Origin of the sequence: Pseudomonas inefficax, from assembly GCF_900277125.1 — a bacterium.
Classification (GTDB): Bacteria; Pseudomonadota; Gammaproteobacteria; order Pseudomonadales; family Pseudomonadaceae; genus Aquipseudomonas; species Aquipseudomonas inefficax.
This window is the reverse complement of the sequence record NZ_OPYN01000069.1, coordinates 1-22294: the sequence shown is the minus strand read 5'-3', so window position 1 is coordinate 22294 and position 22294 is coordinate 1. Positions and strand designations below refer to the sequence as shown.

At 60.4% G+C, this 22294-nt stretch carries 32 protein-coding genes; 12 read left to right on the top strand and 20 right to left on the bottom strand.

Annotated elements, in window-relative coordinates; all coding sequences use genetic code 11:
- Positions 1-2: 2 nt before the first annotated feature.
- The 19 genes from JV551A3_RS07545 to JV551A3_RS07455 all read right to left on the bottom strand — a co-directional run bounded on the left by JV551A3_RS07545 (position 3) and on the right by JV551A3_RS07455 (position 14983).
- Positions 3-284 carry a hypothetical protein gene (locus tag JV551A3_RS07545; protein WP_133978529.1) on the bottom strand — a complete coding sequence of 94 codons (282 nt, stop codon included), beginning with the start codon at positions 282-284 and terminating at the stop codon, positions 3-5.
- A 42-nt stretch (positions 285-326) separates the two neighbouring features.
- Positions 327-908: a phage baseplate assembly protein V gene (locus tag JV551A3_RS07540; protein WP_122048374.1), complete on the bottom strand. Its 582-nt coding sequence runs from the start codon at positions 906-908 to the stop codon at positions 327-329.
- Complete coding sequence (locus tag JV551A3_RS07535; protein WP_133978527.1) at positions 905-1435, bottom strand: hypothetical protein; 531 nt, start codon at positions 1433-1435, stop codon at positions 905-907. Before JV551A3_RS07535 ends, JV551A3_RS07540 begins: the two co-directional genes overlap by 4 nt.
- Positions 1428-2096, bottom strand: a complete 669-nt coding sequence (locus JV551A3_RS07530; RefSeq protein ID WP_133978525.1) for a hypothetical protein — start codon at positions 2094-2096, stop codon at positions 1428-1430. The genes JV551A3_RS07535 and JV551A3_RS07530 overlap by 8 nt, the downstream gene beginning before the upstream one ends.
- A complete protein-coding gene (locus tag JV551A3_RS07525; protein WP_167494821.1) occupies positions 2093-2389 on the bottom strand; it encodes a head-tail joining protein in 297 nt (98 codons plus the stop codon). Before JV551A3_RS07525 ends, JV551A3_RS07530 begins: the two co-directional genes overlap by 4 nt.
- 29 nt (positions 2390-2418) lie before the next feature.
- Positions 2419-2601, bottom strand: a complete 183-nt coding sequence (locus JV551A3_RS07520; RefSeq protein ID WP_133978521.1) for a hypothetical protein — start codon at positions 2599-2601, stop codon at positions 2419-2421.
- Between the two features lies 1 nt (position 2602).
- Entirely contained in the window at positions 2603-3634 is a 1032-nt protein-coding gene (locus JV551A3_RS07515) for a major capsid protein (RefSeq protein ID WP_133978518.1), read from the bottom strand.
- 11 nt (positions 3635-3645) lie between these two features.
- The gene (locus JV551A3_RS07510; RefSeq protein ID WP_133978515.1) at positions 3646-3996 is read right to left on the bottom strand and encodes a head decoration protein; all 351 of its coding nucleotides are present in this window, start codon (positions 3994-3996) and stop codon (positions 3646-3648) included.
- Positions 3997-4009: 13 nt separating this feature from the next.
- Complete coding sequence (locus JV551A3_RS07505) at positions 4010-5230, bottom strand: S49 family peptidase (protein ID WP_133978513.1); 1221 nt, start codon at positions 5228-5230, stop codon at positions 4010-4012.
- 2 nt (positions 5231-5232) lie between these two features.
- Complete coding sequence (locus JV551A3_RS07500) at positions 5233-6840, bottom strand: phage portal protein (protein WP_133978511.1); 1608 nt, start codon at positions 6838-6840, stop codon at positions 5233-5235.
- A gap of 2 nt (positions 6841-6842) precedes the next feature.
- Positions 6843-7058 carry a hypothetical protein gene (locus JV551A3_RS07495; RefSeq protein WP_085625556.1) on the bottom strand — a complete coding sequence of 72 codons (216 nt, stop codon included), beginning with the start codon at positions 7056-7058 and terminating at the stop codon, positions 6843-6845.
- Between the two features lie 12 nt (positions 7059-7070).
- On the bottom strand, positions 7071-8957 hold the full coding sequence (locus JV551A3_RS07490) for a phage terminase large subunit family protein (RefSeq protein WP_205125937.1): 1887 nt from the start codon (positions 8955-8957) through the stop codon (positions 7071-7073).
- A 43-nt stretch (positions 8958-9000) separates the two neighbouring features.
- Positions 9001-9522 carry a terminase small subunit gene (locus JV551A3_RS07485; protein WP_133978507.1) on the bottom strand — a complete coding sequence of 174 codons (522 nt, stop codon included), beginning with the start codon at positions 9520-9522 and terminating at the stop codon, positions 9001-9003.
- Between the two features lie 142 nt (positions 9523-9664).
- Complete coding sequence (locus tag JV551A3_RS07480) at positions 9665-10012, bottom strand: phage holin family protein (protein WP_085625553.1); 348 nt, start codon at positions 10010-10012, stop codon at positions 9665-9667.
- Between the two features lie 207 nt (positions 10013-10219).
- A complete protein-coding gene (locus tag JV551A3_RS07475; RefSeq protein WP_133978505.1) occupies positions 10220-10768 on the bottom strand; it encodes a hypothetical protein in 549 nt (182 codons plus the stop codon).
- 325 nt (positions 10769-11093) lie between these two features.
- The gene (locus JV551A3_RS07470; RefSeq protein WP_133978503.1) at positions 11094-13862 is read right to left on the bottom strand and encodes a bifunctional DNA primase/polymerase; all 2769 of its coding nucleotides are present in this window, start codon (positions 13860-13862) and stop codon (positions 11094-11096) included.
- Entirely contained in the window at positions 13859-14062 is a 204-nt protein-coding gene (locus JV551A3_RS07465; protein WP_019096614.1) for a TraR/DksA C4-type zinc finger protein, read from the bottom strand. Before JV551A3_RS07465 ends, JV551A3_RS07470 begins: the two co-directional genes overlap by 4 nt.
- Entirely contained in the window at positions 14055-14543 is a 489-nt protein-coding gene (locus JV551A3_RS07460) for a phage regulatory CII family protein (protein WP_133978501.1), read from the bottom strand. Before JV551A3_RS07460 ends, JV551A3_RS07465 begins: the two co-directional genes overlap by 8 nt.
- Before the next feature lie 215 nt (positions 14544-14758).
- The gene (locus JV551A3_RS07455) at positions 14759-14983 is read right to left on the bottom strand and encodes a transcriptional regulator (protein ID WP_019096612.1); all 225 of its coding nucleotides are present in this window, start codon (positions 14981-14983) and stop codon (positions 14759-14761) included.
- Positions 14984-15080: 97 nt separating this feature from the next.
- Between JV551A3_RS07455 and JV551A3_RS07450 the strand changes: the two genes are divergently transcribed.
- The 11 genes from JV551A3_RS07450 (at position 15081) to JV551A3_RS07400 (ending at position 20628) form a co-directional block, all read left to right on the top strand.
- Complete coding sequence (locus JV551A3_RS07450; protein ID WP_133978499.1) at positions 15081-15785, top strand: LexA family transcriptional regulator; 705 nt, start codon at positions 15081-15083, stop codon at positions 15783-15785.
- A gap of 139 nt (positions 15786-15924) precedes the next feature.
- Positions 15925-16089, top strand: coding sequence for a hypothetical protein (locus tag JV551A3_RS30625; protein WP_156676014.1), 165 nt, complete (start codon positions 15925-15927; stop codon positions 16087-16089).
- Positions 16086-16595, top strand: a complete 510-nt coding sequence (locus JV551A3_RS07445) for a hypothetical protein (RefSeq protein WP_133978498.1) — start codon at positions 16086-16088, stop codon at positions 16593-16595. Before JV551A3_RS30625 ends, JV551A3_RS07445 begins: the two co-directional genes overlap by 4 nt.
- Entirely contained in the window at positions 16592-16837 is a 246-nt protein-coding gene (locus JV551A3_RS07440) for a pyocin activator PrtN family protein (protein WP_019096608.1), read from the top strand. The genes JV551A3_RS07445 and JV551A3_RS07440 overlap by 4 nt, the downstream gene beginning before the upstream one ends.
- An 83-nt stretch (positions 16838-16920) precedes the next feature.
- Positions 16921-17418 carry a hypothetical protein gene (locus JV551A3_RS07435; protein WP_133978496.1) on the top strand — a complete coding sequence of 166 codons (498 nt, stop codon included), beginning with the start codon at positions 16921-16923 and terminating at the stop codon, positions 17416-17418.
- A complete protein-coding gene (locus JV551A3_RS07430) occupies positions 17415-19088 on the top strand; it encodes a DNA cytosine methyltransferase (RefSeq protein WP_133978494.1) in 1674 nt (557 codons plus the stop codon). Before JV551A3_RS07435 ends, JV551A3_RS07430 begins: the two co-directional genes overlap by 4 nt.
- On the top strand, positions 19085-19273 hold the full coding sequence (locus tag JV551A3_RS07425) for a hypothetical protein (RefSeq protein ID WP_133978492.1): 189 nt from the start codon (positions 19085-19087) through the stop codon (positions 19271-19273). Before JV551A3_RS07430 ends, JV551A3_RS07425 begins: the two co-directional genes overlap by 4 nt.
- Positions 19266-19466: a hypothetical protein gene (locus JV551A3_RS07420; RefSeq protein ID WP_133978490.1), complete on the top strand. Its 201-nt coding sequence runs from the start codon at positions 19266-19268 to the stop codon at positions 19464-19466. Before JV551A3_RS07425 ends, JV551A3_RS07420 begins: the two co-directional genes overlap by 8 nt.
- Positions 19463-19648, top strand: coding sequence for a hypothetical protein (locus tag JV551A3_RS07415; protein WP_133978488.1), 186 nt, complete (start codon positions 19463-19465; stop codon positions 19646-19648). The genes JV551A3_RS07420 and JV551A3_RS07415 overlap by 4 nt, the downstream gene beginning before the upstream one ends.
- Entirely contained in the window at positions 19645-20169 is a 525-nt protein-coding gene (locus tag JV551A3_RS07410) for a hypothetical protein (RefSeq protein ID WP_133978486.1), read from the top strand. The genes JV551A3_RS07415 and JV551A3_RS07410 overlap by 4 nt, the downstream gene beginning before the upstream one ends.
- A gap of 183 nt (positions 20170-20352) precedes the next feature.
- Entirely contained in the window at positions 20353-20628 is a 276-nt protein-coding gene (locus JV551A3_RS07400) for a pyocin activator PrtN family protein (RefSeq protein ID WP_133978482.1), read from the top strand.
- On the opposite strand, the gene JV551A3_RS07395 is transcribed toward JV551A3_RS07400, so the two are convergent.
- On the bottom strand, positions 20629-21750 hold the full coding sequence (locus JV551A3_RS07395; protein ID WP_133978480.1) for a site-specific integrase: 1122 nt from the start codon (positions 21748-21750) through the stop codon (positions 20629-20631).
- Positions 21751-21854: 104 nt separating this feature from the next.
- On the opposite strand from JV551A3_RS07395, the gene JV551A3_RS07390 reads away from it, so the two are divergent.
- The coding region (locus tag JV551A3_RS07390; RefSeq protein WP_205125936.1) for a tRNA-dihydrouridine synthase at positions 21855-22294 on the top strand (440 nt) is incomplete at its 3' end.

The window sequence follows — 22294 nt, the reverse complement described above, 5'->3', positions numbered from 1 at the left end:
GCTTAGCCGTCCAGTTGCTGCAGGTCGGCATGGCCACGCAAAAACGCCAGCGCCTCGGCGTTGTCGGCCTGGACGGTCACGCGGCCGGCCTGCACCTTGAACTCGCGCAGGTCGTCACCGGCCTGCAGGAATAGCGAGCGCGAGGTGAAAACGCGGTCGGTGAAGGTCACGCCGGCCGGCTCAGCGGCTGCAAGGATGGTGTCGGTGCCGTCGGCACCAGGTACAACTGCGGATTCGGCCGCATCCGCTGCCGCGTCAGTCTCGGCGGTTTTCTTGACTGCCATATGTGATGCTCCAGAAAAGACAAAGCCCGCGAATGCGGGCTGTCAGTGCTTGTGGTTCGCCGTGTTCCCGGCGGTGTCGATGATTTTCCCAAGGCCGAGGATGTCGCCCGTTACTCGTAACGGCCCGACAATCTCCACGCTGCCTTCCAAGGTGATGACCGGCGCCTTGGCCTTGATCGCGGCCGACTCGGCATTGATCGCAGCGTCAGTGATCACTGCCTTGCTGCTGCCGACCTCGATGTTGACCGTGCCACTGGGCAGCTTGATGGTGTAGCTCTTGGCCGCCCAGTCGTAGGCCAGGGAGCCGCCATCATCGAAACGCCACACCTCGACATGGTCGCGGTTGTCCGGCTGGGCACCAGCGTTGCCATACAGCCCTGGAACGAACGTCCCTTGCGCAGGCTCGCCGCTCGGGCTCACCAGCACACCCTGCTCGCCCATGCTCGGCGCGCGCCAGTGGCGGGCCTTGCCAGCGGCAAGGGCATGCCAGCGCACCCAGGCGCTCGTCCAGTCGCCGCCGTCGGTCACCCGCACCTTGGCGGCGACCAGGTCGACCGCCACGACGTAACAGGGGATCACCAGGCCGGCCAGCATGCGGTCCATCTGCGCGGCCGCGTAACTCATGCCAGCGCCTCCGGCTCTCGATACTGATCCTCGTTGCCGGGGCCACTGTCCGGGTCGAAGGCGAACTTCAATGGGCCGGGCTCTCGTGGCCAGGGCCACTCCTCTTCGCCCAGGTAAATAATCTGAGTCCATTCGACGACCCAAACCGCGAAACTATCCAGCTCTGGCCGGCTCCAGTCCCGCTCCGCCCGCACAAACTGGGCGAACTCCACAGCCAAGCCCCATGACTGCATACGCAGCAACACAGCCAGTTGAGCCGAGACAAACGCAGCTACATGGAGGCAGTTTTCCTCTTCGGCCCCCACGATCACGCGCGCCTCAAAACGGGCATCAACTGCGGTCTCACCGGTACCCGGATCCTTGTCCGCATCATCAAACCCGGCCAGCTCCAACACGACGGCTGGCACCGGAACGACATCGATGCCTGCTGGCATGGTTCCGACATAAGCGAGACCAGGTATTGCAGCCCCGATGTGCTGCTCAATCGCAGCGTATATCTGGGAAAGCGGTATCGGCTCATCAGCCATTGCCAGTCCTCCGCAAAAATTTTTGCAGCTCGAAGTTCAACTCTTGCTTCATGACCACTAGCAACCGGTCGTGGGCGCGATTGGTCCAGGTCTCGAAATGAGGCCGGACGTCTTCAAGTGAGATTTTTGCCTTGGCTAGCGGGAAACGGCCAATGCTGCTGGATTCAGCAATCCAACCCGAGCGCCCCTTTCGACGCACCTCGATCATGCTGTCGGGGTAGTCTTCATCCGTGAAATGCTTGCTGCCCGCACGGATCCAGATATCAGCCTGGTCGCCATAAACACGGCGGTAGAAGGCACCTTTGTAATGCCGCCCCGCTACCGATACCCCGGCGCGAGTTTGCCGAGGCCGACCAGCGCGGCTGGCCTCAATCGGTTTGATCCCGAACCAAAGCTTGCCCTGACCGTTGCTGCCCATTGGGTAAGCCAGCAAGCGCTTTCGCACGGCAGATATAGCGATGCGCTCCTGAACACCTACTTCGCGGGCAATCTTGCCTCTGAGCCAGCGAAGGGTCTTATTGATGGCTCGCCGCTGCGCTGCAGCAATAGCTTTGGGCACCAACTGAGCGAACTGCTCAAAGCCTCTTACGTCTTGGGGCCTTGCCTGCAGCGTGATCAGGCCGCTGCTTGCCGACTCCTTGTGGTAACTGCCAACACTCATGAACGCACCTCACGCAGTGTCAGGTTGATCCAACCGGTCCCGTCAGGCTTCCTGCCCGCGATGACGTAACGCCCACCACCATCCTCGGGCGCAAGCTTGATCACCAGGTGCATCCCCTCCTTAATGCCATTCGCCTGGGCGATGCGAACCGCAAAAACTGGCTCGCGGACCCCTGTGTTGATCTGGCCAAGCTTGGGCTGGAGCCAGGGGGCCGAAAAGAATCCCGGTACCGGATCGGCTACCCCTTCGATTTCAGCCTCGTCACCCAGGGCATCCAGCAGCGCCCGGTCCATGAACGCCACCTGGTCACGGAAGCCCACGATCAGTCACCGCCGTCTTGTTCGTCCTTGCTCGGCAGCTTGCCGCGAGGAGTAATCTTCCCCTCTTCGATAAGCAGCTCCAGCACCTCCTTGTTGGACGACATGAAGACCTCACCCTTTTGGACGACGTTTGTCCCATCCTGAATGCAGCCGTCCGCCACCACGTACTCGATCTTGGCAGCCATGTCACACCACCTTGGCGTAGAGGAAAGCGTTTGGTTCCAACATCCCGGGCAGCGGGGCCGACTGCAACTTCAGCCAGCGCTGGCTCGGCTCTTTGGTGACCCAGCTCTTCGGGAAACGCGCAGCTTCTACCAGGCCACTCTCGATGGCGTCCAAGTCCTGAATAGCCGCGTACAGCATGGCGTTACGGGTCGAGGTGGAACCAAGGATCAGTCCACCAGCTGGCACCATCGGCATCTCACCGCCCTCATCAGCCAGGTACCACTCGTCATACGTGTAAAGATCGACACCTGGGTCATTTAGGTAGCCCAAGTAAGTGACCCCGTCGGGCAACTCTTCTGGCTTGATCAAGCCCATATCCACACGCCGGGTGTTTAGCTGCTTCATCACCAGTTCATTGCTCTGGAAGGCATCCTGCGCCTCGCCACTAAGCACCGCGACGTTGGCAGACCGCCCGGAGTCTTTGGCGATCAGGCGGCGCCATTGACGCAGGTTGGCAATGGGGTCGGAACCTGCCGTATTCCAACGGCCGGTGGCGAGGGCGACCTTATGGGTGTCCTCCATCAGGAAGTCGATCGTGTCGTCCACCCCGTCACCAACAACCCGGATACGCCCGGTGGTCAGTGCCTGGGCGCACATCCACTCTTCACGGCGGGTGATCTCACCGTCGAGGTCCACCAGGTCACGGCCGAGCCGCTCGCCAGCACGCTCCAGGGCGGTACGGGTCGAGAATGGCGTTTCACCAGCACTGCGCTTCAGGATCTGCTCGGCCCGCGTCACGCGCTTGGGCTGAATGTAGGGCGGCTGGTAGGTGGACGACGAGAAGCCGGTGCGCAGCGACACGCTGCCCGGCAGGGTTGGATGAACGAACGGCGCCATTTTGCGCTGCCCTTTCACGATGTCGATAGTCACCGTCTCGGTCGGGAAGGTCTCGGGGGCAGAGGCGTTGAAGAAAGTGTCCATGAGGAAGCGACGCGGCGTCGGCATCTGCTCAACGGCTTCCAGCATGGTCAGGGTGTCGAAAATGTCAGTCATGTGGGCTCCGATTAACGAACGAAAAGGCAGAGAGGACGCAGCGCCGCTTTCGCAGCCGCCAGGGTCAAGCCCTCACCAAGGGTGAGTTGACTGCCCAGCACTTGGCCGGTCAGGCGAATGGGCGCACTTTTTGCGCCATCGGTGGCGTCTACGTCCTGATCGAGGATCGCCGTAGGCGCCTGGGAGCCGTCCTCAGCTGCGGCCTTGCACAGCAGATATTCACCAGAGCCGGTGACCTGGCCCAGCACAGCACCACGGGACAACTGCTGGCCAGCAGCGATGACGCCGGTGTCCATCACGATGGGGAAATCACCTGCCGAGAGTTCGCGCGGCAGGTAGGTCTTGCGGTCGGGGTTTGCCATGAGGGGCTCCTAATTAACGGCGCGCTGCGCCAGACACGATTGCGCTGACGGCGACCTTGCGCTCGCCTCCTTTGCCGCCTTCCGGCGGGGTGGTGCCGGTGACGCCTTGCGCATCGCCCTTGATCCCGGCTAGCGAGATACCGCGATCCTGTGAGGCCTTGAACAGCACCAGCGCGGTGGCTTCCACTGAGCTGCCATCGTCGATTGCCGCACCGATTTCCTTCTCGAAGCCTTTGACTGCCAGGCTGTTGATACCCTTGATGCGCTCGCGCTCAGCGGTAGCGGCCTCGGCACGGATCGCTGCGGTGTCAGGCTGATCGGCCTGGGCGATCTCGATAGTGTTTGGGTCGGTGCCAGCGGCAATGGCCGCGCGCAGTTCTGCCGTGGTCTTGACGGTAGTCATGGTGTGTATCCTTGGAGAGTTGATGGCCGGCTTGGCCAGTTCGGTGATCAGGGATTCCAGCGAGCCCACGCGGTGGGCCAGGCCGTGCTTGACGGCGTCGACGCCGACACGAATGCCGCCGTGGTCGCCCATCTCGGGCACTTTTTCGGCAGCCACGCCCAGGTTGCGGGCAACCTTGCCCACGAAAACTTCAGCCATCGCGTCGATGGTCTCGCCCATCTTGGCGCGGCCTTCCTCAGTGCCGAGGTCGGGCCGCTTGTTCGGTGCGTTGCGACTGACAATCTGATAGCGCGTGCGACCGGTCTTCTTTTCGTCTTCGACCACGGCCTCTACAACGACGCCGATGCTGCCAGCCAGGCTGGCCTCATCGATAACGATCTCGCCCGCTGCTGAGGCGATCCAGTAGGCCGCGCTAGCACCGATGCCGCCGATGTAGGCAACAATCCGTTTGCGGTCCCGCCCGGCGTAGATCATCTCGGCCAGTTCGTTGATGCCCGAGGCCACGCCACCTGGACTGTCGATGTTGAGCACGATGGATTTGACCTTGGGGTCGTCCAGCGCGCGCTGGATGTCGGTCGCCAGGATCTGGGTGCTGGTTGCTCCGCTGATCTCGGTGAAAAGGTTGGCGTACCGAAAGATCGGGCCGGTGACTGGCACCACCGCCACGCTGCCGCGCATGGTGACTCGTCGGGTTTCGTCCAGTCGCTCACCGCGCTTGGTCGCCAGCGCCACCGGATCGCCCATGCGGTCGGAGATGGTCAGCAGGTTGTCCAAGGCGTCGGGCATCATCAGCCAGGGCTGCGAGGCAGCCAGCTCAAGTGCTCGAGGCATGTTTATTCCTCTTTGGGGTTGGATTCAGGCGAAGGCTCAAGCCCGCTCTTTGGCAGGGCCTGCATGTTGTGCTCGCGTCGGTAGGTAACTTCGCGAGTGCGCTGACGGATCACCTGCTGCCAGGGCTCACCGGTCATGGCAGCCGTCTCCAGCGTCTCGTTGCTCACGCCGATCTCGATGCGCTTACCCGCCGCATTGGCTTCCTTAAGCTCATCGATCGCGCCACGGGCCGGGCCAATCCAGATTGCCTGGCAATAGGCCTTGCGCTTGGCTGGGTCGTTGTAACCCGGAAGTTCGACCAACCCCCGTGCAACGGCCTCGTCGATGATCAACTCGCGGCTTGGCTGGCAGAAATCACAAGCCAGCCACCAGCGGCGTAGGCTGTAAAACCGCCAGGCCTGTAGCATGGCCGCCCGGGCAGCGCTGTAGCTGCTGCTGTAATGCAACAGCAATTCCTCCAGCGGCAGCTCCAATGCGGCGCCGATTTCTTTCACCACTGCGGTGAAGAACGGATCGAACTGGGCGTTGGGCCGGCTGGGGTTGGCCACCACTGGCTCCTCACCCACGCCCAGGTCAACGATGGCCCCTTCCCCCAGTGCTATTGCACCGTCGGAGGTGTCATCACCTCCCGGTTGCTCCTCCGTCAGTGCGGACATGGGCAGGTTGTTATTATTGAAGTTGTCGCCCTTCTTGATGAAAACGGTGAACATTGCCGAGATCACCGCTGCCATCAGCTCTGCGCTGCTGTACCGCTCCAGCTTCTGCAGTGGCTCAAGCACTGGGGACAGGTACGGTGCGCCGCGCTTCTGCCCTGGCCGCTCTTTGTCAGCCATTACATGCAGCACCCGACGACGCCCGGTTTCAGCACCGAACACCATCAGCCGCTCCCACTGCAGAGACTTGCCCAGCACATGCTCACCGGGGTAGCCAGTGCATACGTGGTAAGCAACTGGAGCGCCCAGTCCGTCGAACTCCACGCCCTCTACCAAGTCCGCCCGATCCATTCCGCCGTTCGGGTTGCCTACACGGTCCGACTCGATCAGCTGCAATCGGGTGCTGAAGATGCAACCAGGCCGCTCCTGATCGGGGCTGGCAACAAAAACGTCACCTGCCAGCATTGACGAGACAAGCACCAAGGCCTGCAGTTGGTAGTGGTTGAGCGATGCTTCGGCATCGCACTCACGTGGATCATCGGCGTACAGCGACCACAGGCGGTCCAGCTGGCTGTTGAGCTGCTCTGCCTCTTCCTCGGTCAAGCCCAACGCCTCATGATCGACCTGGGCACGGCAGACCAGCCCGGTACCCACGACGTTGGTACGCAACCGGGTAATCGCCGCGCGGGCGATCAAGTGATTGCGCATCGCATCGCGGGAGCGGGCCACCAGCATGCGGCGCTCGCTGTGGTTAAAGTCACGCCGAGGGCTACCCAGGCCAGGGATCCAGCTGGAAACGCTGCGCAGCACCCGAGAGGCGCCCCGCCAGCGGGTTTCGACGCCACCGCCGCCGCCCTGGGCGACGATCTGCTGCCCCTCGACTGATGCTCTTGCCACACGAATAGCTTCGGTCATTAGCTGCTCGGCAGCCGAATCCCGCTTTCGGAACGGCCACATGGTCAGATCCCCACGTAGGAAACGCGGTTACGGCCACGGCCCTGCCGGGCAGCCGTCTCCGCAGCAACCTCGGTGGCGTACTGTTTCTCCAGCAAGCGCAAGCTGTTCAGCTCAGCCAGCTGGACCTCTCGATCCTGTCGCCGCAAGCGTTGCCCGTTTTTCAGGACGTTCGAGATCGCCGCCCGGACCTCGTCGAGACGTTGTTGTGCATCTGTCATGGTGAACCTCGATTAGCTGACGCGGCTCCGTGTGCCTCTGCCGCGCGCAACCGCACGGCGGGGAACCGGCGCCACCGCCTGCTCAGTTGTGAAGAGGGTGGGCTGAAGCAGCTGCTGCTCCAGCTGGTCCCATTCGTGATCACGCAGCAGGTGCGTCTTCAGGCTGCGAGCCGCGTGCAAGGCGTACACCTCGCAGTCCAGCGCCTCGTTGCGCCGGCCTGCTTTTTTCTGCCAGACCATCTTGCTGGGATTACGCGGGTGCGGTGCCAGCACCTCGTTGGTCACCTGCTCGTAGTAATCCGAGCGGATCTCGCTGTACCAGTGCATCCGCCCCGGCCCAGCTCCCTTGAGCTTCATCCGGCCATCGATAAGCGTCTTGGCCTTGTGGGTACCGACGATAAACACGCGCAAGCCGTACTTCGAGGCCTTGGTGTTGTCCTGGCTGGTGTCTGCCGACTGGGCCGGCTTGGTGAAAATCTCCCTATCCCGGCTGTCGATGGATGCGCCCTTGATTGCCATGATGTTGAAACGCTGGCGATCTCGAACGTAGGTGTACACCGCATCGCTGGTATTACCGTCAGAGCTATCGACGCTGACTGCCGACACGGCAAGCTGCGCACCGCTTTCGGTAGGTATGGGCGTCGCGATGATCTTGTCCAATTCTGTCCACACCGGGTCGTGCGGATCGATGGGGTTGCCTGGTAGCTCGCCCCAGTACAATCGCCAGGACTCCTCGCCCCTCCCCCAACCGACCATGACCAGGGCGAGACGATCACCCTGAACGTCGACGCCGACCGTGACCAATAGCGTGCCCTTCGGAGCAGTCAGCTCGGCATAAGGCTCGGCGCGCTTCTCCAGCTCGTCCGTCTTGGGCGCGTCGCTCTTGTACTCGTAGCTTTCACCCATTGAGCTGTTGGTGAAGGCAATCATCGGACCGATGTTGCCCTGCCGCACGGCGTATTCCGCCTGCAGCTTCTTTTCCATCAGCACCTCGAAGCGGGAGCCATGGAACTTGGCATACAACTCATTGAGGATGTAGCCGGCGATACCACGGAATTCAGCCGTCGCTTCCCAGTATCCATGCGCGAGGTTGGCGTTCTTCTGATGGTCATCCCAGATCTCGCCGCAGTGCGGGCACGCGTAGTAAGCCGTTTCCGGTCTGCGCTTGCCATAAACCTCGTGGAAGTAATGCTCGTCTTCGTCGCAGTGCAGGTGGTCGAAGCTCAGCGCGTGGGACTGGCCACAACCGTGGCACGGCACCAAGCCAACACGCTTATCGGATAGCTCAAGCTCGGCGTCGATGGCAGACAGCCCCTTGATAGTCGGCGTGCCACCGATGATGATCTTCGACCGGCGGAACGTCTTGAGACGCTCTTTCGCCAGTTTGATGCTGTCCCCCTGCCCCCGCAGGTTCAGGTTGCAATCATCAGGCTCTTCAATGGCGACCCGTGGCACCGGCGTGGACTTCACACTGGCCGGGCTGTTGGAGCCCACCATTTTCAGAAAGCCGCCGGGGAACCGCTTGAAGTCCTGGCGCTGCTGCAACTTTCGACTGCGCAGGTCGACCTTCTTCCGCAGCCGCTTGGTAGCTTCGATCATCGGCTCCAGCTTTTCCGCGACGTACTGCTTGGCCGCTTCAGCCTTGGGAAACAGGATCAAGATGGGCGAAGGGTCGAGATCAATCCATTTGCCGATGGCGTTACCCAGCACGCCCGACGTCCAGGCTACCTGGGCTGACTTGCGCCCCACGATCTCGAATACGTTCGGATCGTCCAGCGCTTCTAGCGGTCCACCCGGCCAGATCAGGTGCGGGGTCATCTCGAAGCGGTACTTACCTGGTGCAGCTGACTCTTCGGGGGCCAGCCAGCGGAATCTGTCGGCCCATTCGGCGATGGTCATTCTTGGCGGGGGCGCCCACTTACGGCAGACCCGGGCCATGGCTTTACTCGCCGTCTTCTTCAGAGCCCTCCTGGTCGTCCGACTCGTCAAAATCCCCAGCGAGATCGTCGTCCTCGTCATACGCGGACAACCTCCTCAGTATTGATTCGATGGGCTCGCGGATCAGCTGGTCATCGACCTGCACGCCGTACCTGGCTGATAACGTCGCCGCCACCTCATCAGGGAAGGTATTGAGCAGCTCGATCTTCGCGGCAGTAATCACCGCCTCGAAGCGCTCAACCATTTCGGCCTCAATCACCACCTCGCCCAGCTCACGGGCCAACGCGATTTCTTCGCGGTCACCGCGCAATCGGTCAAGGCGGTCACGCGTCGATTCTTTCTTGCCGTTCAGTGCGGCCTGTCGCATTAGCCATTCGATCACCAGCTGGGTGTCGTACTGGTTTTCGTTGCCACGACCCACGCCGAACTCGATCACTGGCATGCCGTCCTTCTGCCAACGGCTCAGGGTCCGCTCATCACGACCAATGATCTCGGCCAGTTCGAGCTTGCTGACTGTCTTGCCCATCACTAAGTCCTTGAAAAGACGGACATCCCTGCAAGAATTTCAGCTGCAGGGAAACCGCGAGTCTGCGCACCCGTGTAGGGGGCGGCCCCGGGGGAGGACCCAAAAATCGACGGGCGCCGCACGCCCCAGTCACCGGCGGGGATCACTGCCCCGCCTCGCCGCCAGCCGGCGGCACCTGCCCCAGTCCCAGCCGCTTGGCGGCCCAGCGCATGTAGAGGTTGATCGCGACATCGGCGCCGGCCATAGCAGCCAAGCAACCAACCGCTGCTGCCGCCCATACCGAAACGCCGAGGGCGTACAGCAGCATGTTGGTCGAAAGACCGCAGGTCACGCAGGCACCAGAGCGCAACGCCAACCGGCGAATCAGCCCCCAACCGCGAGCGCCCGCCATGTCCGCCCGCCACATCTCTCCCGAAACACCGCCGACCAGGGACAGCACGATCACCATCCAGATTGGCAGTTCGGCTAACGTTTGTTGCTCGCTGTTCATGTAAGCCTCATTGGCAAAGCACGGCGCCGGAAAAAGAAAACCCCGCCAGTTGGCAGGGTTCTCGGTGCGCCGACAATTCGGAGCGGCTTGCACAGCACAGTGCTTGTGGGGGAAGCGCCTAAGCGCACTTTTGATATCGTGGCGCCTTTTTACATGCCACCGGAAAAACCGAAAAGGGCCTATTTTCGGTTCGTCGCCATGTGGTGGTTATGTCTCATCAATGTTGCACGCAAGTCGCATATTCACCCGACGAACGGTCTGCTGGCGGACGCGGCCAGCGCGGGCGGCCAGGATGGCAAACACCTGCAGGTGAAGGGCCTTAACCCAGTTTCGGTAGGTGCGGTCGGCGTCCTCAGCCAGCCCAACCTCGCGCATCTGCTCGCGCACCGTGACCCCATACAGGTAGCGCAGTTGGGCCAGCTTGGCCAGCGTAGCCCCGCGCGGATCACGCCGCTCCAGCTGGACCACTGCCGCGTCAACCTCTGCTGCCGCGTGATCAAGGCCTGCACCGCCGACCAAAATTCGCGAACCGGATGAGCCCCCGCGCGGTGCAGCCCCCTTCCATTCCATAATGCTGCCCATTTGACTGCCCAAGCTGGCATCCAGCCCAAGCTGTCCACGCCGCTCTCCCCAGTGCTTCATCAGCTCGGCAACCAGACGCAGGCGTTCGGACTGGTCGATTAGTGCCGCCATATCGATGCGGTGCAGCGCGCGATCCACCTGCCCCTGTAGGCGCAATCCTTGGTCCTTCGTCATCGCCAGCCCTCCCCGGCCAGTACCCAACACGCATTTGGCAAACCCAACACAAACCCAACACACTTAAAACTCAATGAATTCAATGGATTGGAAGTAACTGTGTTGAGTGTGTTGGGTGTGTTGGGTTTTTCAGGGTTCGCATAGAGATTTCTTCCCCCTTCGATTTCAGCGATTAAAAAAAATCGCGCGCGCGCGCGTGCGCACAAACCCAACACACCCAACACACATACCCCCAAAGCCACAGATTCCGGGGCCTGAATGTGTGTTGGCTTACCGAAACCAACCCAACACAAACCCAACACACCCAACACACTTAATGGCAGAGTCATGCGGCAAGCCTCTTGATGTGGTCCCAACTTTCGACGTTCCAGCCCGCCAGCTTTGCTCGGGCACGCCACTCGACAACGGTCTTGCCCAGCTCGGCCGACTTCATGGATGGGGGCAGGGAAGGATCACCCTCGCTGGGCACAAAGAACGCCGCAAATCGGCGAGAGCTGCCATCAGTCCAGGGGATAGGGCGTGTCTTCTCCACCTTCGCGCTTAACATCAGCGAGAACTTCGTGTGGCTCATGGAGTTCTCTTTGTTGTGGGAGCACCACTCAAGGAACATGGCGTACACATCGGAAGTCAGGCAGCAGCCCCATAGACCGTGCCCCAACTCGCCGTTTCGCCAGAGGTAGAAGAAGGTCTGCCAAGCCGTGCGACTCAGCTCAACAAGCCTCTGGCGGGCTTCAGTTTTTGGCGGACGCGTGCGCTGGTTGAAATCTCCAAGGTCGACATCGAGCAGCCACCCGTACAAGGCAGCCACCCCACCGTTGGCCAACTCTCGGGCGATAGCCTTTTGCCTTTCGGCGGGCAGAGTCTCCATTGGCCACATCACTAGCATCCGGCGGTCGTCTTCACTGATCGGCCATGGCATGATCTCGTTGCTCAAGAACGCCGAGTTCATGTGGTTGGATTCTTCCCAGCCGTTGATGAACTTGGATTCCATGCGCACCGTCTTGCCGGTGATCATGTGCTTGATCTTGCCTACCTGGTTGTAGCGCTGGTCACGGCTCACCACCTCTTCAAACACGGCCCAAAGCTTGCCGCTTTGCCAGGCGTTGAAATTGCCCTCCAGCTGTGCCTGGCCAACCGTGGCACCGTAACGACCGTACAGCTCGCCCATGATGTCCGCGAACAGCAGGCTTTTGCCCGAGCCCTCCATGGTTGAGTGGAACAGAATCGCGGTGTCCATCTTTGCGCCCATGTGCTGCAGCGGGTAGGCCAGCCACTTGACCAGCCAATCCAACGCTTCGGCGTCATTGTTGCAAAGGAACGAGATCAGCCACCGCAAGTTCTCGCACGCAGCATCGTCACGGACCGGCTCAAGCGGCAAGCCCTCAAAAGTGTTGATGTAGATCGCCGGGTCCTTGGTCATCGTTGGGTCGAATACGATGTGATCGACGTCCACCACCCGCCGTTCCGGGCTGTTCAGCCAGAGCTGATAGGCATCCCCCAAGGCCATCTTGACGCTGCCCTCGGGCAACCGACGCTTCTTCTCACGATCCCAGGCCTCTTTTGTCCCATCGATGTAGATGTACCGGTCGAGCGGTTCAAGCTTCAGCGCTCCACCCTTCTTGCTGGACATCTTCCGGGCCTGCTCAAGCTCTTGCACCTGCTCGAAAGCGATGAGCTTCTTGTCGGTCCGCTCCATCCACGCTTTCGAGAGTGGCTTGCCGACCAAGGCCTCGAAGCCTGTCCGCTTCATCGACCGTCGCTTGTCGAAGTCCCATACGTTCGTGGAACCTTCGACCAGGGCAAATCGGCGCATCGCAGCATCAATGTCCAGGGCATCTCCCCCCGGCCCCCCGGTGGCCGAGGAGTCGGCCGGGCTGATGGCCTCGACGTCTGATGGGGTGCGGGGAAGATGCTCGACATTGCTATCGACGACCGGAGGCAGCTCGGCCGGCTCCACCACCGATGGGGCACGGGGAAGTTCGCCCAATGGCGGCGGTGCCGGCGGACGTGACTTCGCGTCAATACCCAGGATCCGAGCTGCCGCCCTAGTCGCAGCCTTCTGGTCGCCGTCGTGCTCTAAGATGCAGAACACATCGAACGCATCATTCTTGTGTCCGTTCGCCAGCGGGTCCGAGGTGTGATGCGAGTAAAGTTTGCCCTCCGTGATCGTCACACCGGGTAGGCCTGAACTGCTGTGCGGGCTCAGCCACTTCCCATCGACGCGCTTGTAACCGTGCGCCTCAATCATCGATGCGATGTCATGGATACGATTGAATTCAGGGATGACCTCGGGGAGCCGGTCACCAGATCGTGCTGTAGCTGTTGATGGTTTGGCCATGGGACGAGCTGCAGGCACAGGTGTTGCCGCCTTCGGTTTCCACGGGCAAACGGCCTCCCCCTTCGGTTTGAACTCATCCCAGTCCTGCCAGATTGCCAACAAGTCGTCAGGCAGCTCTGGCAAGCCATCAGCTGTCGGAGGGGTACGCCATGTGTATGGCTTGTGCGTGCCAGGGTGAATGGATGGTGGCAATACGTCCTGCACCAGGCCACCCCGCAACTCGAAGACCGTCACTTTCTTGAAAGGCTCAGCCGCCATGCGGAAAGCGGCCTCGCGGCCTGCATCCCCGGCGTCCATGGCAGCCTTCACTTGCACCATGAGCCCTTTGTAGATGGTGCCATCCGGGTCGTTTCTGTTTGGCCAAACCAAGGCGTGGCGACTCAGTTCCACCCCCTCAGGGACGCGGAACATCACGCGGAATCGTTCAGGGTTGCCCACGGAGGTGGGGTACGCGTCAGCGAGTGCGTCGACATCGAGCCCAAGCGTCTGCTGCAGCACCTGCCGGGTCAGTTCTACATCATCAACATCGAGCGAGCAGACACGACTCGGCCCAAGTACAACACCGAGGTTGTGGTTCGGGCTCGCAGTCCAGAACGCTTCAGCTTTCGAAGCATCCGTGAAATAGCCACCAGGCTTGTTCCATCCGGCCCCCTTCGGCCCCTTCTCACCCGGTTCGATAGGAACCAGAGCCAGACCGAAGGTTTCAATGTAACGCCGCGCCCAATCAGCTGTGGTAGGAGTTGGGCGTTCGCTCATCTCCGGCGCTCCCGCAACTCTTGGCAATCGATGCAGGTTTCGCAACCGGAGACTGACAATTGACGGGCCAGCGGGATGGGCTCATCGCAGTCTTCGCAGATTTGCGCGCTTGGCTTGACCGGGAGCCGCGCAAGACGCTGCAGCGACAACTGGAGGAAATACTCAGCGCGATCATTGGCAAAATCGACGGCATCAGCCATGGCTTGCGTCCTCCATGGCTTCGCGCGCGCCCGCCATGATGGCGAGAACTTGCCGGATAACCTCCATGCCACGCTGCTCCAGATTCAACACCTCCGGTAAGGTCCAAACGTTGTCCGAGGCGCCATCATGCAGGCTACCCACGAACTGACCGGACTCGGCCAGAAGCTTCGCAACCGCCTGCAAGGCATCGTTGGTAGCAGGTACAGGCTTGGGGCGATACCAGACCGCACCGGCAGGACGAACCAGCGCATCGAGCAGCCGAGGGTCAGCGGTCCACTGCACGATCTCTTCCAATTCGTCAGGGGTTGGCCAGCGGCGGTCATCGGCATGGTGCAACTTCTTCTGCAGGGCATCCACCTCGAGCCCCATGTCGAAGGCCAGCCTGGTGATACCGCCGTGATAATCACGACCCGCGCGATAGAGCGCTTGTCGCAAAGTGAGAACCGGACCTGCGCCCGGCAAAAGATCAATCCTGCTCATAACCGTAAATCCTCGGTTTACGGCCTAGTCATAGGATCATGTAAGACCTATCCTACGACCACGACCTGTGTGCTGTGCCTTGCGTGCTGTGCGGGCATGGCATGTGGTAATAGTCGTCCGGCTGAACTTGTGAGAGAGCCCACCGGCCGACGAGAGTGATGGTGCTTCGTACTGTCATAGCTGGGCCGGGAGGTGAGAGTCCTGGCTCAGCGTTCTTACCCCTTTCCCTGCCTTAAGTATCCCCAGTCAATGTCCGGTCGCAGCGACTCACAAGTAACCTCTCCTCCCGTTTCACGATCCAAATTGACAGCCAACCCCGCACCTGCACGGCGGTTTCCATAAGCCACTTGCTTCAGTTGGCCGACCGATGTTCCGCAGTGCCGTGCGAGGGCGTCGACCCCTTCCTTGTCTATCGTTTTCAAATATTCGCTAAGCGTCATAGACACCTCCAATGCTCAGCAGATTAGCAATTGCTAATTATGAAGGCAATAGCAACTCGTAATTTACTGTTTGCTAACGGAAAGCAATCATCTACAAATGGACATTAACGAAAGGCGCATCGCCTCCCTCCGTACGATCATGGGGAACCTGAGCCAGAAGGAATTCGCCGAGGCTCACGACCTAGACGCGTCGTACCTGTCGCAACTGCTCAACGGCCACCGCAAGCTGGGGGAAAAGGCTGCGCTTAATCTCGAGCTCAAGATTGGGCTTGTAGCAGGGACGCTGACATCTCCTCCATTGGAGGAACCCTCCATCGCAGCCCCAACCAACGTGGTTCGCCTGCCCACCAGGGCAGCAAAGGACAAGAACTACGTTCTGATTCCGCATCTCGATGTCGCGGCTTCTATGGGGCATGGCAAGGCAGCCCCGGAAATGCACATTGAAGTCATCCGCGACATGACGGTTCACCTAGACTGGCTCAGGATGCAGGGCCTAAGTTTCTCCAACATCGACAACCTGGCGATCATCACTGGCGACGGCGACAGCATGTCTGGCACATTCGCAGACGGCGATGCCCTGCTTGTGGATCGCGGGATAACCGAAGTGAAGACAGACGCAATTTATGTCTTCACCCTCGATGGCGATCTCTACATCAAACGCCTGCAGCGTCTGACCGGAGGCCAGCTCCGAATGATCTCCGACAACCCTATCTACCCGCCGATTACCATCGACGAGTCGATGATCGAGCGGATGCATATCCAGGCCCGTGTCCTACTGGCCTGGAACGCGAAAAAGCTCTAACGCCTTCTTGGGTTGTGTCATACCGGCCATCCGCCGGGGCGCAACCACGCTCATGCAATTTAGCATCTGCTATTGAACAATTATTTAGCTTTTGCTAATTTCAGCTTCGTGCCCCTCTCTCACATCAAGGACACGAAGAATGAAATCAGCACAGCACAACGGGTCGGTAGCAATTCTGATCCATCCAACCGCCTGCAGCAGCGTGGCAAAAATACAGGCATTCCAGCGCAGCACCGGCTTGCAGCTGGTCGTCACGCTCGAAGGTAAAGCCCATGCTGTACCTGCCAATGGGGGTGCTGCATGAGCGAATTCCGGATCTCCCTTCGCCAGATCATGCTGCTGCAACGCACCTTGGATAACGGCGGCACTGCGACCTGCAAATTGCAGCGCCCTGAAGCCACAGTCGATGCACAGATCGAGATCGAAAATGACAGTACGCATCACAGCATCAAGGTGACCCTTGGGCCGCTTTGCAGCAGCCTGAAACTTCCGCGCGCCCTCTCCACCAAGTGCCAGTCCTTAAGAGATTTTGTGCAGGACATCGCGAATGGCCGGGCTGACTCCGCAGCCCAAACGGAAGAAGCGCTTGCTCTCATGGAGGCGCAAGTCAGCGTTGAAGAGGTCCTGCAGACGGGTCAGACAGCCTACGTAATCGCCACCGTAAACCGACAGCTTCCCCTTGGCGCCGTGGTGACTGACGACCAGGGAGATGTCTGCGCTGCAGTGACGGGAGCCACTAAAGAGCAACTCGCAGCAGCAGTCCGCGCGAAGCTCCGGCTCAGCCCTGACGGTATCGGGAAATTCGCATGAGTACGCTGGAACAGCTCCGCAGCGAGTGGACCACCCCCTGCCCAACGCTCACTGCTGTCAGAGAGCGATATTTCCCCCACATCGGGTCAGACAGGCGGTTCAAAGAGCTGATCAACAAAGGGCGGATTGATCTTCAGCTGAGCAAGATCGACAGCTCAAAGAAAGCCCAGCACGTGATCTACCTGCACAACCTTGCCGCTTATCTCGACCGGCAGGCCGAACGCTCTACCCAATCTGCTTGACCAGGCGGCCCCGGCCATCAGGGGCTCATGGCCCCCGCCGACTCTCACACCAACGGCGGAGGGCTACATTTGGAGCACAGCACATGCAACCGCATCAACAAGTTCTTGCCCTGGGCATCATCTTCCTAGTCACCCTGGCCATCCTGCCTTTCCTGTTCGCGAAAGCTCGGCATCGTGCCTTCAACAGGGGCTTGGAGATCGGGAAACAGCGTCTGCAAGCCGATCTGAAATTGCAGATACAAAGCCTGCAAGTGGACCTGGACGAAGCCCGGGTTCAAGCCGAGGCGAGCCAGCGCAAGCACCACATGGCTGTAGCACATCTCAAAGGCAACGTCCGCGAGCTCGAAGCCAGGATCATGTCGTATACCGGACTGGCAGTGACCAGGGCGGATTACGAGCTGCTCATCAGCGCCTTGGAAACCCTGAGCCTCACCGAGCGGACGTTAACCGCAATGAAGGCAACTCAGCAGGCATCACGCGCCAAACTACAAGCCGTTGGACTGGACGGTCTGGCTAAACGCATTCACACCCAACTGCGCGAAACCCCTGCCAGTGCCGCAAGCGCTGAGGTGGCAGCATGACGACCGCTCAGCAAATCAACGTTGCAGGCGCGCAGCAGCAGGCCCTTCCCTTCCAGCGGGAGCTGTACGTGGATCTGTTCGCAGGCGCGGGCGGAGCCAGCAGCGGCGGCGCACGCGCCTATCGCGACCCTGATGTGGCCATAAACCACAACCCTATTGCTATCGCTGTTCACCGAGCTAATCACCGCAAGACCCGACATTACATCAGCGACATTTACGAAGTTGATCCACTGAAGGCCACCGGCGGCCAGCCAGTTGGCATCCTGTGGGCTTCACCGGACTGCCGGCACTTCTCCAAGGCCAAAGGTAGCGCGCCACGCAGCAAAAGCGTTCGCTCCCTGCCATGGGTCGTTGTCCGCTGGGTGTTTGCGACACGCCCGCGCCTGTTCCTCATGGAGAACGTCGAGGAGTTCCAGGCATGGGGTCCGCTGGACGATGCTGGTAAACCGCTCAAGACCGAGATGGGCCGCACCTTCAAGGCGTTCGTATCCTGTCTTACCACCGGCCTGCCTGCCGATCATCCCGACATGGCGGAAATCATGGATTGCATCGGCCAGTGGGTTCCCATGGAAGCTCTGGTGCGCGGCCTAGGCTGCAAAGTGCAATGGAAAGAACGCCGTGCGTCCAACGCTGGGTCACCGACCATCCGCAAGCGCCTGTTCCTGATCGGTCGCACCGATGGCCGTCCCATTGTGTGGACCAAACCCAAGAGACACGAGAACCCTCAGGCCGACCAGTTGCCATGGCGAACGGCGGCGGAGTGCATCGACTTTTCCGACCTGGGCAAAAGCATCCTGGACCGCAAGCGCCCGCTGGTAGACAACACCTGCCGCCGGGTCGCGAAGGGATTCTGGCGGCACACAGTGCTGGCCGAGCAACCGTTTGTCATCCCGTTGAACGATCAGCAGCTGGCTGCCGCCAGCCTCACCGAGTTCGCCAACGCGAGCAACCAGCGAACCTTCAGCATTGCAGAGCCGTTGCGCACCCAAGTTGCCCAGGTGAAGGGCGGCCACTTCGCCCTGGCAGCAGCACACCTCACGCACCTGCCCACAGGCAGCAGGCACTATGCTCTTGCCGCATCACACTTCGAGCAAGCCAACGGCGGGTTCTACAACGGTGACGGGCGGGCCGCAAAGGCACCACTGAGCACCATTCTCGGACGAGGCACCAATCAGCGTCTGGCCACCGCCTACCTGGTGAAGTACTACGGCACGGGTGGACAGTGGCAAGGCGTGGAAGAGCCTATGCACACGCTGCCAACGAGAGAGCGCATGGCGCTGGTCACCATCGTGCAGGTGCCAGCCGCCATTCTGCCGCCGGAACTGATGGAACGAGCCCGGAAGTGCGCCCACTTCCTGCACAAGTACCTGCCTGAACACTTCCCCGAGCCAGTGGATGTGGTGCTGCTCGGCGAGTACGCCCTGGTGGATTTCACCCTGCGCATGCTCAAGGCACCAGAGCTGAAGCTGGCGCAAGGGTTCAGCCCTGACTACATCCTCGATCGCGGACTTTTTGAGAATCCTCACACGGGCCAGCTGGAGTGGCGCGCCATCAATAACACCGACCAGATCCGACTTATTGGCAACAGTGTTTGCCCTGACGAGGCCGAGGATCTGATCGCCGCCAATGCCAAGGATCTGATCGATCTGTACCAGCGGGAGGCAGCATGAGCCAGCACGACCATCCCGCACCCGATGCGAAACTCAACGCAGCCGCGTGGCTCGGCCAGGCCGGGCTGTACCGCTCTCGGTTTGAAGCCGTGCAGAACGGCGAGCAGCTCTTGGAGCCAGTGTCAGCAGACGAGCTATTCGAACTCGCGCGCAAACACGTTCTCGAGGCCTGCATCCATGCCTAACCCAACACGCATCTGGCAGCTGATCAGCCTTGTGCTCTTTGTGGTGCTGGTTGCTGCCCTGATCGAGCTGTATCGCAGCAGCACTGCCCGCTGCCCAGCAGGCCCCCTAAGGACTGTCGACAACAGCCAGAACTACGAGCGCCTGGCCCTAAGCCCGAACGCACGCCGCGCCCATGAGAGGTATTCGTTGTGACCACCACACAGACCTACACCCCGACTACCCGGACGCCGAAGGGCATGCAGCCCATGCAACGCCCCGCCATGTCGTTCATTTGCGACATTTGCGGCAAGGCTCGCGTGAAGGGCAATCACGACCAGTGCTCCAAGGCCCGCCAGGCAGCTGGCTTCATCATCATGCGAGGTCGCAAATCATGAACACTGATCCACGAGACCTGTTCATCAGCCTCAACCCCCTCGGCCTGGACGAGCGCGAACTGAAGAAAGACAGCTCCGGGTTCGCCGACGAGCGCACGCATAGCGATTACCTGGTGTTCCTGGCTGGCTACAAAGCCGGCGCGGTGGACGCAGAGAAAAGCGGATGTCGGCGCCAACGCCCGATAAATGCCGAGGGCTACAAGCCCGAGATCAGTCCCCTGATCTTCGATGTGCACTGCACAGATGCAGCGCATTGCCGCAGCCTCGGCAAAGCGGAGGGCGATACGCCCGACAACAATATCCCCCGCGAGCAGCTGCGCGCAGACACGGCGACGGCTAAGGCTGACCATGACGCCAATGCACAGAACGCAATCGATCTCCGCAACCAGTTGGACGAGCGGGATGGACTGCTGCGCGATTGCTTCACCGCCATGCTCAAAGGTGGCTACTCGAAGCCCTTGCGCGAACGTATAAAAGCCGCGCTATCCGCCAGTGCAAAGCGCGAGGCACGCCATGACTGAGCGTATCCGTCCACCCATGGCTTCGCACAGCCTCGATCTTCCTGCCATCTGCGATGTCTGCGGCAAAGGCAGGTCGACCAGGCGACACTCGAAATGCAGTCGGATCCGCCAACTGCGCGAGAGCGATAAATGGGCAGCCTACATGGCCAATGTGGCCGCAAAACGAGCAGTGGGGAGGCGTGCATGAACACCGCTTTCGTTTTAATGGCGCAATACAACGGCAAAGCCATCATCTCAATAGAGCAGGTATGCACCGACTATTTCACGCACCTGACGCCTGATATGTTTCAACGAAAGGTGCTGGCCGGACAGATTCAGCTTCCAATAACCAGGCTCGAAGCTAGCCAGAAAAGTGCCAGAGGCGTGCATATCGCTGATCTGGCCCTGTACCTGGACCGACAAAGGGAAGCTGCGCGCCTTGAATGCGCGCAGCTGAACAAACCTCTACGAGCGGGCTAACTAACCTACCCGGGCGCCGAGCTTCACCGGCGCCTGGATAATTTGATTCAACCACTTCCACCCCTTGTACCCGTCTCCTCGACCGCGCAAATGTGTATAGCGTCGCATTGAGTTCCAATCGCGATGGCCGGATACGCTCGCAACTCTGGGTATATCCCAATCCATCTCGAACAGTCGGCTAACCCCTTCGTGACGCAGGTCGTGAAAGTGCAAGTCCTCAATACCCTTCATCTTGCACGCTTTGGCCCAAGCAGTGCCGACCGAGTCAGTGTTGTACGGGAATATCTCCGGGCACTCCCGCGGCATGCTCTGCACAATCTGCCATGCCTCATCGGGTAAATGACACCAGACATCATTACCCAGCTTCTGCCCGGGGTTTTTCATATCCCGCACTTTTACCGCTTTCCGGTGCTCATCCAGATCATCCCAAAGGATGCGCGTGATTTCATCCATTCGTCTCGTCGAAAAAATCGCGAACGCCACCACCTTGGGCATATGGATAGCTGTCGGCCGGCGCTGCAGCGTCTCGAAGAGGTGCTCCATCACTTTATCGAGTTCATCCAATGTAGGCCTGCGATCTCTCTCGCGACTCCGCATGTTGTAACCGAACTTCTTCAGGACGAGACGAGCGTCGGACATAGCCAAGGGATTGATCTCATACCCCCAAGCCGCCCTGGCCAAGGAAAGAACCGAACCCAGGTGAGCCAAATCATTGCCGGCAGTCTGAGGCTTTACGGAGCCACCTTCTGGCCCCATGCGCCAAAGCGCATAATCCACAAGGACCTGCTGGCTGATGTCCGAATCGACCTTCTCCCCCAAGTAGCTCTTCTTGATGGCATTGAGAGTAAGCCGCTTGGTTTCACCGAGAGGCCGGGCTTTCTCCGCCTCGATCAGGTAGCGCTCGATCATCTCCTTGACCGTGTGCCCCTTGCGGCTGGCCCGCTCGATCGCACCAGGCACCGCCAATTCGGTCTCTCGTCGCTTCGCCCAGGCTTGCGCAGCCTGCTTGCGGGCGAATGTCTGGGCTTCTTGGTAAACTATGACACCCTTTTTCTTGAGGCGGATCTGGACGGTGTAGCTGACCGTCCCATCGGCCTTTTTCCTTGCTCTGATCGTTGCCATGATTTTCGGTGGTACAAGCGTGATTGGCGGTGGTACATCGTACCACTGTCACACCAAAAACGCCCAAAAACCCCAGAAAACGGCACAAGAATGCGTAGACCAGAATGCCCCTAGAATCAGCCTCAAAGCCACAAACCACGCGCCCTGAGCCGTCACGTCGCTTCAGCGTTGCACCGATGATGGATTGGACAGACCGCCACTGCCGGTTCTTCCTGCGCCTGCTTTCCAAAAACACCCTGCTGTACACCGAAATGGTCACCACCGGTGCCCTGCTGCACAACGACGCCCAGCGTTTCCTGCGCCACGACGCCTCCGAGCACCCGCTGGCCCTGCAACTGGGCGGCAGCGTGCCGGCCGACCTGGCCGCCTGTGCCCGCCTGGCCGAGGAGGCTGGTTACGACGAGGTCAACCTCAACGTCGGCTGCCCGAGTGACCGGGTGCAGAACAACCTGATCGGCGCCTGCCTGATGGCCCACACTGCCCCGGTTGCCGACTGTGTGAAACCCATGCGCGATGCGGTGTCGACCCCGGTAACGGTCAAGCA